Genomic DNA, 12,274 nt, shown 5'->3' on the forward strand with positions numbered 1-12,274 from the left:
GCCACTTCCGACGATCCCGTCGTGGAGGGGATGCAGCCCGTCCTGGAAACCAGCCTGAGCGAAGGCAGCGCCCACTGCTGCGGGTTCGCCCGGCCCACCGTCGGCCTGCTCACCGACGCGGAGGGGCGCCCGCAGCGCATCGACGCCGAAGGCAATCTTCTGGTCGGCCAAGCGGTCACGGGCGCCGAACGCGAGATGCAGTGCACCGACTTCGACCCCGTGCCGGGGAGTTCACCAACAGGCTCGCCGCCGAGGAACCCGTCGCGGCCCAGTGCCGGCCGGGGGGCGGGGCTTGGTCACGTCAGTCGAGGGCGTTACGCAGCGTCCCGCCCAGAGACTGCGCAGACTGCGCGCGGATGCGCGCCCCGAATGGTCCGCCGGGACCCCGGAGGCGATCATGGCCCCATGTCTGGGGCCCCGGAAGAGGACACGGCGAAATCGGCGGACGCCGCCCGCACGACGAGTACGGCCGGGGCGGCGGACACCACGGACGCGCTCCCCGAACAGGAGCTGACGGTGGAGAGCCGCCACTGGGACGCCTTCGACTCCGAGGTCCGGGCCACCGGGTACTTCACCATGGTGCGTCGGCTGCCCCGGCTGATCGGGCACGGTCTGCGGCTGTCCTGGCAGGCCAGCCGCCGGGACACGGCCGCGGCCCTGGTCGGTGGGGTGAGCGCCGCCGTGCTGACCTCGTTCGGGCTGCTCGCCACCAACGGGGCGCTGGAGTCCCTGCTGACCGGCGGACCCACCCGCGAGCGGGTCCAGGAGGCCGTCCCCTCGCTCGTCTGGCTCGCCGTGATCATCGCGGTGCGGGGGGCTCTGCAACTGGGCGTCGACTGGCTCCAGCAGCGGCTGGTCCCCCAAGTGGAGCAAACTGCCCTGCTCTCCCTCTTCACCGTCGTCGGGCGGGTCGATCTGGTCGCCCTGGACGACCCCGACTTCCACGACCAGGTGCAGCGCGCGCAGGAACGCGGGGCGAGCAGCACCGGCCGGATGGTCAGCGTGACGCTGTCCATCGCGACCTCGCTGTTCGGGATGATCGCGGTGGCGGGCACCCTGGCCCTCCTGCACCCGGTGCTGGTGCCCCTGGTTCTGCTGGCCGCGCTGCCGCCCGCCTGGGCGTCGGTGCGCTCCGCGCGCGAGAGCTACGGGATGTACAGCAGCGTCGCCGCGCTCTACCGTCGCGAGCAGGTCGTACGCCAGCTCCTGGCCGAGCGGGAACCGGCCGCCGAACTGAGGGCCTTCGGGATGCGGGACTTCCTCATGCGGGAGTTCCGCGGCGTGCAGCAGGCGGTGTGCGACCGGCTGCTGCAACTGGCCGGGAAGCAGATCCGTTTCCAGGGCCAGGGGCAGGCGCTGGGCGGCATCGCCACCTTCGCCATCTACCTGGCGCTCGGGCTGCTGCTGATCTCGGGCCGGATCCCCTTCGCCGCCGCGGGCACCGCACTGGTCGCCGTCCGCACGGCCCAGCAGATGCTCACCGGGCTCACCCACTCCGTGAACCTCGCCTACGAGGACGGGCTGTACGTGTCGGACTTCCTCGCCCTGCGGGACGAGGTCGCCCCGCGCCGCATCACCAACGGCACCCGGCCGCTGCCCTCCTCCTTCACGCAGGTCACCGCCCGCGACGTCACCTTCACCTACCCCGCCGCCGACTCCCCCGCCGTGCAGGGCGTCGACCCCGATCTGCGGCGCGGCGAGGTCGTGGCCCTGGTCGGCGAGAACGGCTCGGGCAAGACCACCCTCGCGAAGATCATCGCCGGCCTGTACCTGCCCGACGACGGCGAGGTCCGCTACGACGGCCTCTCCACGGCCGAGGCCGACCGCGACGGCCTGCCCGCCCTCGTCGCTCCCATCCCGCAGGCCTTCGTACGCTGGCCCCTCACCGTGCGCGACAACATCACCCTGGGAGCTCCCGGCGACGAGGCCCGTGTCCGCGAGGCGGCCGGGGAAGCCGGTGCGGACAGCTTCATCGAGACGCTGCCCCGGGGGTACGACACGCTCCTGGACCGGTCGTTCAAGGAGGGCCGCGACCTGTCCGGCGGCCAGTGGCAGCGGCTGGCCATCGCCCGCGGCTTCTACCGCGACACCCCGCTCCTCATCTGCGACGAACCCACGTCCGCCCTGGACGCCCGCGCGGAGCACGCCCTGTTCGAGCGCATCAAGGCACTCGCCCACGGCCGCACCGTACTGCTCATCACGCACCGGCTGGCCAGTGTGCGGATGGCGGACCGCATCTACGTACTCGAACAGGGCCGACTCCACGAACACGGCACGCACACCGAGCTCATGGCCCGTCACGGCCTCTACCACGAGCTCTACACGCTCCAGGCCTCCGCCTACCGGGCCGACTGAACGGTCGCGGACCCGCGGGACCCAACACCCTTCTTCTCGCGTGGATTTGCTCCCCCCTGAGCGTTCGCGGCGGAGCTGTGACCTCTCACTCCATACGATCCGGAAGCTCCCGTTCCGTGAGTTGTGGAGATCGCGAATTAACTTCCGGCGGCCTCCTCCTCCGGCACTTCTGCGCGCATACTTCTCGACGATTCAGACACCACCGCACGGAATCAATCACGTGCGAACACCCCTTTTCAGGAGATGTGTTGCCCAGAAGAGCAAAGAGAGCAGGCGTCGCGACGACCGTCGTGACCGCCGCCCTGGCACTGACCATGGGGACGACCTCCTCGCCGTCGGCAGCCGGGAAGCCCGCCCTGCCGCTCCCCACCCCGCTGCTCAAGGCCGACACCGCCGCACAGCGCTGGGTCACCCTCATCACCGGAGACCGGGTCGCGGTGGACGGCAAGGGAGCCGCCGTCGGCCTGGAGCGGGCCGCCGGGCGCGAGCGGATACCCGTCGAGGTCGAGGAGTTCCAGGGGCACACCCGCGTGGTCCCCGCCGATGCCGAGCGGCTCATCGTCGACGGCACGCTGGATCCCCGGCTGTTCGACGTGACCGAACTGGCCGGGGCCGACTACCGCGAGGTGCACCCCGACGGGCTCGGGCTGATCGTCTCGTACGCGGGCGGCAAGCCGGCGGCCAAGGCCGCGCTGCGCGGGGCCGGCGGCTCCCGGGTCACACGCGGCTTCCAGAAGCTGAACGCCGAGGCCGTCACCGTGCCTGCGAAGGGCGCGGCCCCGGCGTGGCAGGCCCTCACCGACGCCACGAAGTCCGGCGTACGGTCCGCCGCTCCCGGTGTGCGGAAGGTGTGGCTGGACGGCCGGGCCCGGGTCTCCCTGGACGTGAGCGTGCCGCAGATCGGGGCCCCCGACGCCTGGAAGGCGGGTTACGACGGCACGGGCGTCAAGGTCGCCGTGCTCGACACGGGCGTCGACAGCACCCACCCCGACCTCGCCCAACAGGTCCTGGACGCGCAGAACTTCACCTCCGACGCGAGTGCCGTCGACGGCCACGGCCACGGCACGCACGTGGCCTCAACCGTCGCCGGTACGGGCGTCAAGTCCGACGGGAAGTACAAGGGCGTCGCGCCCGGCGCGCAACTCCTCGTGGGCAAGGTCCTCTCCGACACGGGCAGCGGTGCCGACTCCTGGATCCTGGCGGGCATGGAGTGGGCCGCCGAGCAGGGCGCGGACATCGTGTCGATGAGCCTCGGCGCCAATGACAACGTTGGCACCGACCCGCTCGAAGAGGCCGTCGACACCCTCTCGGCCGGCGACGGCCCGCTGTTCGTCGTCGCGGCGGGCAACGCGGGCCCCAACGCGTCCGGCACGATAGGCACGCCCGGCAGCGCGGACGCGGCGCTGACCGTGGGCGCCGTCGACAAGAGCGACCGGATGGCGTCCTTCTCCAGCAGCGGTCCGCGCCTGGGCGACGGCGCGATCAAGCCGGACGTCACCGCCCCGGGTGTGGGCATCGTCGCCGCGCGGGCCGCGGGCACCACCATGGGAACGCCGGGACCGGACGGATACACCGCCGCGAGCGGCACTTCCATGGCCACCCCGCACGTCTCGGGCGCCGCCGCGCTGCTCAAGCAGCAGCACCCCGACTGGACGGGTCAGCAGCTCAAGGCCCTCCTCTCCTCGGCGACCGCCCCGGGCAACTTCCCCGGATACCAACAGGGTTCCGGCCGTATCGACCTCACCAGGGCGATCGCCACGCAGGTCGTCGCGGAGTCCGGCAGCGTCAACTTCGGCACCCAGACCTGGCCGCACGAGGACGACCAACCGGTCGCCCGCAAGATCACCTACCGCAACCTCGGGACGCAGCCGGTCACTCTCGACCTCACGGTCGCGGGCACCGCACCGGGAGGGACTCCGGCTCCGCAGGGGATGTTCGCCCTCGGCTCCCCGAAGCTCACCGTCCCGGCGGGCGGCACCGCCGAGGCGACGGTGACGGCCGACACCAGGCCGGGCGGCACCGTGAACGGCGTCTACGACGCCCGCGTCACCGCGACGGGCGGCGGCCAGGTCCTGCACACCGCGGCAGTCGTGCAGCGTGCCACGGAGTCGTACGAGGTGACGTTCGCGCACCTCGGCCGTGACGGCGGCCCCGCGCAGCAGTTCCGCACCCGCGTCCAGGGTCTCGAAGGGACCTCCTTCGGCGTCTCCGCCGAGCTCACCGAGGCCTCACCCTCGGCCAAGGTCCGCCTGCCCAAGGGCCGTTACTACACCACCCACAGCTTCCAGGTCGTCGAGGACGGCCGGATCACCGGCGTCGACGCACTGTTCCAGCCGGCCCTGAACGTCGACAGGGACCAGACCCTCACCGTCGACTCGCGCGCCGCCAAGCCGGTCGACATCACCGTGCCCGACCCCGCTGCCGCGCCCCAACTGGTGCGCGTCAGCACCGAGTTCCAGTGGCTGCTGCCGCTCCACCACTACATTCTGGCCAACTCCTTCGACCAGATCCGGGTCGGGAACCTCGGCGGAGCCGGCAAGCCGGGCGAGATCCGCCAGGAGTTCCACGGCACCTTCGAGAAGCCGGACCGTACGCAGTACAACGTGGTGTACGGGACCTCGGGCGACCGGGTGTCGGACGGCTTCACCCGGCATCCGGACCAGGACGCCTTCGCCGCGGCCGACGTCCGTGTGGGTTCGCCGGCCGCGGGCAAGAAGGGCGCTCTGGCCGTACGGCCCGACACCGGGATGAGCGTGGGCATGACCTTCACGCCCATCCAGGACATCCCCCGCGACTTCCGGATGTACCTGTCCGCGGACGACGGGCAGCAGTGGAACATCGGACTCCAGCAGCGTGATTCCGCCGGAGCGGTCATCGAGGGCCGGCAGGAGGACGCCACGCGCGGATATCGGGCGGGCACCACGTACCGGCTCGACTACAACATCGGTGTCTTCGGCCCGCAGGCCGACGGCAGGTCGACCGGGGCTGTCCGCTCGGGCAACCTGCTCACCGCCGCGGTGCCGCTGTTCTCCGACAGTGCCGGTCACAGCGGGGCGTCCCTGGTGGACTCCGCGCGTACCAGCCTGTACCGGGGCGGTGAACTGGTGGAGAGCAGGGACCAGATCGGCGGATCCTTCACCATCCCCGCGGAGAAGGCCGGCTACCGGCTGACCTCCACCGCTTCGCGCAGCGGCGTCTGCGACGTGTCGAGCCGGGTCAGCGCCGAGTGGACGTTCTCCTCGCAGAACACCGCGCAGCAGACCTTCCTGCCGCTGTCCGTGGTGCGCTTCGCGCCGAAGCTGGCGCTCGACTCCACCACTCCCGCGCACCGCCTGCTCAGGGTGCCGGTGTCGATCGTGGGCGCGGCCGCCGGGGACAACCTCAGGTCGCTGAAGGTGTACGCGTCGTACGACCGGGGCACGCACTGGATCCGGACGCCCGTGGTGGCCGGGCACGTTCCCGTGCTCAGCCCGGCGGCCGGCAGGAGCGTCTCGCTCAAGGCGGCGGCCACCGACAAGCAGGGCAACACGGTGACCCAGGAGATCACCGACGCCTACCGCGCGAAGTAGGCCCACCGCACGCAGCGGTGGGCCGGCCGGGGGGGGGGGGGGGGGGGGGGGGGGGGGGGGGGGGGGGGGGGGGCCCGCCCCGGCCCCCCCCGCGCGCGGGGGGGGGGGGGGGGGGGGGGGGGGGCGCGGGGGCGGGGGGGGGCCCCCCCCCCCCCCCCCCCCCCCTCTCGCGTCGTCGGACGGTCGTCAGACGCCCGTTGTGCCGGTGCGCAGTCCGGCGAGGGAGCGGCGCTGGATGCCCTGCTCGTCGAAGTTGTCGGGGGCGAGCCAGGCCTGGAAGGCCTGTCTGGCCTCGGGCCATTCGGTGTCGAGGAGGGAGTACCAGGCGGTGTCGCGGTTACGGCCCTTGTAGACGACCGCCTGGCGGAAGATGCCTTCGAAGGTGAAGCCGAGACGTTCGGCCGTGGTGCGCGAGGGGGCGTTGAGGCTGTCGCACTTCCACTCGTAGCGCCGGTAGCCGAGTTCGTCGAAGACGTACGTCATGGCCAGGAACTGGGCCTCGGTCGAGATCGGGCGGCGCTTCATGACCGGCGAGAACATGACGTTGCCGATCTCGACGACTCCGTCGTCCGGGTCCTGCCGCATCAGCGCGAGAGTGCCGACCGCGGTGCCGTCGGCGAGGTCGATCACCGCGTAGTGCCGCGGGTCGCTTCCGGCCGCGGCCGCTTCCGCGTACCGGCGGTAGTCCCGTACGTCCTCGAACGGCCCGGAGAACATGTAGGTCCAGTCCCGCTGGTCACCGCCGCTCCGGTAGGCCGCGTGGAGTTCGGCGGCGTGCCGCTCGGCGTTCAGCGGCTCAAGACGGCAGTACTCGCCCTTGAGCGTGACCTCCGCCGGCAGCGGGCGCGGTGACCAGCCGGGTACCGGCTCGCCGACAGGCTGGTCGTACTCGTTGACGCGGACAGACATGGTGACTCCCGGGTTGCGTGTGGTGCCGGCTCAGCAAAGCACGTGGTCCCCCGGGCTGCCGCCCCTCCCCCGGTCGCGGGGCGGCCCGGGGTGTCCGTTCGGACTCTGCGGGCCGCCCCGTACTCCTCCTGCCCCTCAGGCTCGTCCGCCGCCGGGCGGCGTGCCCGGCCGTCAGGTGCCCGACCTGTCGCGCCTCCGTCGCGTCAGGAACATCAGAGCGCCGCCGAGGAGCGAAGTGCCCGCCGCCACTGCGATCAGCTGTCCGTCGGAGCCGGTCTCCGGGAGCGACGGGCCGGGGTTGCCCGTGGGCTTGTGACCCGTGGGCTTGTGGCCCGTGGGCTTGCCCGGCGGCTGCTTCGGCGGTTCGGGCTTGACCTTGGGCAGGCTTCCCTTGGGGTCGTTGGTGTTGTTGCCCGGGTCTCGGTCCTTGGTGTCGCCGGTGACCTTGGCCTCGTTGCGGATGTCGGTGCCGTTGCCCTTGTAGGACGGAGCCAGCCTGACGGTGAACCGCCAGGACTTCGACTGGCCGGGCAGCAGGGCGGCCACCGGACCGCAGTTCACGGTCCGGCCGGATGCGGTGCACCCGTCGGGCGAGGAGACGAAGCCGACCTGGCTGGGCAGCGGGTCGCTCGCCTTGACGTTGACGGCCGTGGAGGGGCCGTTGTTGGTGACGGTGAGGACGTAGTCGAAAGTGCCGCCCGGCTTGACGGCGCCCCCTGCGGGCATCCGGGCCGACTTCTTCAGGACCAGGTCGGCGTCCGCTTCGGACGTCTGGCCGCCGGGGGGCGGGGTCGGGTCGCTGGGGTTGTTGCCCGGGTCGGGATCGCCGGTGACGGCCTCGACCGAAGCGGTGTTGGCCAGGTCGTCACCGCGACCGAGGTACGAAGGGTCGAGCCTGACCTTGAAGACCCACGCCTTGGACGCGCCGGTGGCGATGTCGTCGGGGCCGCAGGTGACGGTCTGCCCGACCGCGGTACAGCCGTCCGGCGAGGACACGAACGACAGGCCCTCGGGCAACTCGTCGGCGGCCTTGGCGCCCTTGGCCGTCGAGGGACCGTTGTTGGTGGCGGTCACCCGGTAGTCGAAGGTCTCGCCCGGCTTGACCGGCTCGTTCGTGACCGTTTCCTTCTTCGTGGTCAGGTCGGCGCTGGGGTCGCCCGCGCCGCCGCCGGGCAGCCCCGCGACCGCGACGTCGTTGTCCGGGTTGGGGTCGGCGTTGTCCGCGGTGACCTTGGTGGTGTTGAGGATGTCCTTGCCGTCGCCGGTGTAGTCCGCGGCGAGCCTGACCGTCAGCAGGTACTCCTGGCTGCCGCCGACCGGCAGTGGGGTGGGCCGCTTGCAGCTGACCTGCTGGCCCGTGGCGGTGCAGCCCTCGGGCGACGAGGAGACGAACGTCAGTTGCGCGGGCAGGCTGTCGCCGACCTTGACGTTGTACGCGTCGGCGGACGGCCCGTCGTTCGTGACGACGATGCGGTAGTCGAAGGTGGTGCCCGGCGTCGGCCGGGTGTTCCCGACAGGGGTCTTCGTCACCCCGATGTCCGCCTTCGGCAGGGCAGGCCTCCCGCCCGGAAGCGGAGTGCCGGGCCGCGGGTTGGTGTTGTCGTCCGGGTTGTCGTCGTCGGTGTCGGACGTCGCGGTCACCAGGTTCAGCGCGTCCGAACCGTCACCGGTGTAGTCCGGGTCGAGCCGGACCGTGAACGTCCAGGTCTTGGAGGCACCCGGTGCGAGCGTCGCCTCGGGGCCGCAGGTGACGGTCTGTCCCGCGGCGGTGCAGCCGTCGGGCGACGACACGAAGCTCAGCGCGGCGGGCAGCGGGTCGCTCGTGGTGACGTTCACCGCCGTTGAGGGGCCGTTGTTCGTCACGGTGACCCGGTAGTCGAACGTCTCGCCCGGGGAGACCGGCGTGTCCGTGGTGGTGACCTTGGTGGTAGCGAGGTCGGCGTTCGGCTTGGCGACGGTGTCGCCCGGGGGCCGCGCCGGCGGGCTGTCGTTGTTCCCGGGATCGGAGTCGGAGGTGTCCGAGGAGGCACTGGCCACGTTGCCCAGGTCGCTGCCGTCCCCCTCGTACGAGGGGTCGATCCTGACGCGGATCGTCCAGTTCTTCGTGGCACCGGCCGCGAGCGAGGCTTCCGGGCCGCAGGTGACGACCTGGCCCGCCGCCGAGCAGCCGTCCGGCGAGGAGACGAACGTCAGCCCGGTCGGCAGGGTGTCCGACACCTTCACGTTGTCCGCGTCGGAGGGACCGTTGTTCTTGACGGAGACGAGGTAGTCGAACGACTCGCCCGGCCGCTTCGGGGTGGTGCCCACGGCCGTCTTCGTGGTCGCCAGGTCCGCCTGCGGGGTGTACGGGCCGGGCGGCAGGACGGGGTCGGTTCCGTCGTTGCCCGGGTCCGGGTCGTCGGCGTCGGACTTGCCGGTGGTGACGTTGCCCAGGTCGCTGCCGTCGCCCTTGTACGAGGGCTTGATCCGCGCGGTGAAGGCCCATGTCTTGGTCGCACCGACTGCCAGCGTGGGCTCGGGCCCGCAAGTGACGACCTGGCCGGCCGCGGTGCAGCCGTCGGCGGAGGACACGAACTCGATGTTCGCCGGCAGCGTGTCGGTCGACGTCACGTTCCGGGCGGTCGAGGGCCCGTTGTTCTTCGCCGACAGCGTGTACGTGAAGGGCTGGCCCGGCGGCACGGCGCGTCGCGACGAATTCCGGGGGCCGCCGGTCGTGCCGTACGTGAGCTGGGCCTGCCGCGCCTTCGGGAGGTCCTTCGGAGCCACGCCGGCAGTCGTCGTGGGCGTCGGCGCCGCGCCCTTCGCCGGTACCGCGGTCTGGCCGTTCCTCGCGGCCGGGCGGGTCTTCGCCGCCGGGCGGGCGTTCGGAGCCTCCTCACCGGCTCCCGGGGCGGCGAACGCGTGCGCGGGCACCACCGGAAGGGCCGGCAGCAACGCCACGGCCATGGCGCCGGGCGCGATCCAGCGTCGCTTGTTCTTGCTCATGTGTGAAACCGTTTCCTTCGTTGCGAGCGGCCCGTGACGGTGCTCGCCGACCTACCGGGACAGTTGAGGCGCACGCGGACGTCAGATGACTGGTCGTCAGGCGTATTTACGTACAGCGGTGTCCAGTAACGGCTGGCGTGGGCGCGCAACTCGTACGGCAGTCCCAGTCACCTGTAAGGAGTAAGGCGTGCTCGGGAAGTGCGACGCCGTTCCGGTGCGCCGGACTTCGCCGCTCACCAAGCGATCCGCGTGCTCTCGACCCCTGCACAGGAGAGAGCAGGCCCGACGCGCCGACGCGGCAGGTCGCGGCCTCACGTAAAATTCCCCTCCGCACGTGCGGAGACCGCACGTCCACGTGTCGGCCCCGGGCCGGTTCGGGTGGCCGGGAGCGCAGGGCACGAGAGGAGGCTGCGGCCCCCGGCGGGGGCCGCAGCCTCTCGGTTGCTCTTGTTTCCTTCCGGATCAGGAAGGGCGGACCAGCCGGTTCACGAAGCCGTCTTGCCGCTTTCGATGTCCGCCTTGGGGTCGGCGGGGCCGCCGCCCGGCAGTCCGGCGGGATCGTTGGAGTCGTTGTCCGGCGCGGAGTCGCCGGTGTCCGCGGTGGCGGTGGCCACGTTGCCGATGTCGGAGCCGTCACCGGTGTAGGCGGAATCGAGGCGGACGGTGAACCTCCACGTCCTGCTCGCGCCGACGGCCAGCGTCGCCTCGGGACCGCAGGTGACGCGCTGCCCGGTCGCGGTGCAGCCGTCGGGCGAGGAGACGAAGCCCAACGGTGCCGGGAGCGGGTCGCCGGCCTTGACGTTCCTCGCGACGGAGGGGCCGTTGTTCTTGACGGTGAGCTGGTACTCGAAGGTCTCACCGGGCGCCACCTTGGTGGCGTTCGCCGTCCTCTTCGCCATCTCCAGGTCGGCCTCCGGTGCCACCGTCACGTTGTCCGGTGCGCTGGAGGGGTAGTTGGCGTCGGGCGCGTCCGGGTCGACCGGAGTCGCGGTGAAGCTGTTGGGACCGGCCGGGATCGGCGTCGTGGCGGTGCAGGACCAGGTGCTGTCGGGTTGCACCGTGGCGGTGCAGACGGGGCTGTTGTTCTTGTCCCTGACGGTGATCACGGTGCCTGGCTCCCCGGTGCCCGTGATCGTGGGGGTCTCGTCGCCGACGGTGCCGGTCGGCCCCGTGATGGTCGGAGCGGGAAGCGTGAACTGGAGTACGACTTCACCGTTGCCGCCCTTGCCCTGAGCCCCGCCGCCGCCGATCCCGGAGGCCCGCAGGGGGTCGGCTGCTCCGGCCGCCGCACCGCCCGTACCGGGGCCGGCCGCCACACCGCCCGCGGTGGTGGTCGCCGCGCTGACGCCGGCACCGCCGATGTACGCCGATCCGCCGCCACCGCCCGCCCCCTCGGCACCCTGACTCGGGCCGCAGACTCCACCGCCGCCTCCGTACCAGCCGCCGCCACCGCCGCCGCCGCTGTTGGTGGAGGCACCTCCGAAGGGTGCGGAGCCTGCGTTGCCGCCGCGGAACTTGGTGCCCGCAGTGGCGGGTGTCGGGCAGCTCGTGCCGCCTCCGGGCAGACCGCCGGTGCTCTGCTGGCCGGGACCCCCGCGTCCCGGGTCGGCCACCCCGGTGTCCGAAGCGGTCGCGCCACCGCCACCCCCACCCCCGGACCGGGTCGAGGTACCGGCCAACAGCACCGAGCTGCCTCCGCCGCCGCCCGCGATGAGCAACGGCGTCGTGCCGTAGGCCCCGGCCCAGATCGCCGACATGCCGCCACCGCCGCCGCCGAAGTTCTGGCCGGTGCCGCTGAGTCCGCCGCCCCCGTATGCACGGTTCACCGTCTCGGCCGGAACGCCACCGCCGCCGGAGGTGACGGTGAGCTTCTGACCTGCCGTCAGGAGTCCGACGGTGCCCTGGGTGAATCCGCCACCGCCGCCGCCCCGGCTGGACGCGCTGCGTCCGGCGCCGCCGGCTCCCCACAGCTTCGCCCGGACGGGGGACGACCCCTTGGGCACGGTGAAGGTCTGGTCACCACCGCTGAACGTGTAACGGAGGCAGTTGTTGAAGCCTGCTCCCGGGGTGCACTGGGTGGTCGCGGCAACTGCCGGGCCGCCCGTGAAGGCCACCCCGGCTGCCGCTTGCAGGGCAACCATGGCGGTCGCGAGGAAGACGGACGCGAACCGGCGATCACCGGTGCGTCGTGCACCCGTACGCCATGCCGAAGTCCCTGCGGGACAGCAGGGTTCGCCGCCAAGACCCTCGCGCGTCGCCGGGCTCGCTGGCTGATGCATCTCCATCGCACCTCTCTCTCAGGCGGTATGACAATGCGTCACCCGCATGCTCCGTAGCGAAAGGAAGTCGTCACCGGTCGGCACGCAGCCGCTCAGAACCACATCAGCCCATAGATGCCCAGATCACGCGAAGTGTTGATCGCACTTTCAAACTCGCTCCGTATGGCGTACGCCTCG

Annotated in this window: 5 protein-coding genes; 2 read left to right on the forward strand and 3 right to left on the reverse strand. The window is 71.9% G+C overall.

Going from position 1 to position 12,274, the window contains the following annotated elements:
- The first annotated feature begins 405 nt into the window (after positions 1-405).
- A complete protein-coding gene (locus tag ACIA73_RS01715; RefSeq protein WP_399436230.1) occupies positions 406-2,355 on the forward strand; it encodes an ABC transporter ATP-binding protein in 1,950 nt (649 codons plus the stop codon).
- A 248-nt stretch (positions 2,356-2,603) separates the two neighbouring features.
- Positions 2,604-5,924: a S8 family peptidase gene (locus tag ACIA73_RS01720; protein ID WP_399436741.1), complete on the forward strand. Its 3,321-nt coding sequence runs from the start codon at positions 2,604-2,606 to the stop codon at positions 5,922-5,924.
- A gap of 186 nt (positions 5,925-6,110) precedes the next feature.
- Here the strand turns inward: ACIA73_RS01720 and ACIA73_RS01725 are convergent, their stop codons facing one another.
- The 3 genes from ACIA73_RS01725 to ACIA73_RS01735 form a co-directional block, all read right to left on the reverse strand.
- A complete protein-coding gene (locus ACIA73_RS01725) occupies positions 6,111-6,833 on the reverse strand; it encodes a GNAT family N-acetyltransferase (protein ID WP_399436231.1) in 723 nt (240 codons plus the stop codon).
- Positions 6,834-7,004: 171 nt separating this feature from the next.
- Positions 7,005-9,818, reverse strand: a complete 2,814-nt coding sequence (locus ACIA73_RS01730; RefSeq protein ID WP_399436232.1) for an LPXTG cell wall anchor domain-containing protein — start codon at positions 9,816-9,818, stop codon at positions 7,005-7,007.
- Between the two features lie 485 nt (positions 9,819-10,303).
- Positions 10,304-12,097, reverse strand: coding sequence for an Ig-like domain-containing protein (locus ACIA73_RS01735; RefSeq protein WP_399436233.1), 1,794 nt, complete (start codon positions 12,095-12,097; stop codon positions 10,304-10,306).
- Between the last annotated feature and the right edge of the window lie 177 nt (positions 12,098-12,274).

The sequence above is a fragment of the Streptomyces sp. NPDC051561 genome (assembly GCF_044454195.1).
In the GTDB taxonomy this organism is placed as follows: Bacteria; Actinomycetota; Actinomycetes; order Streptomycetales; family Streptomycetaceae; genus Streptomyces.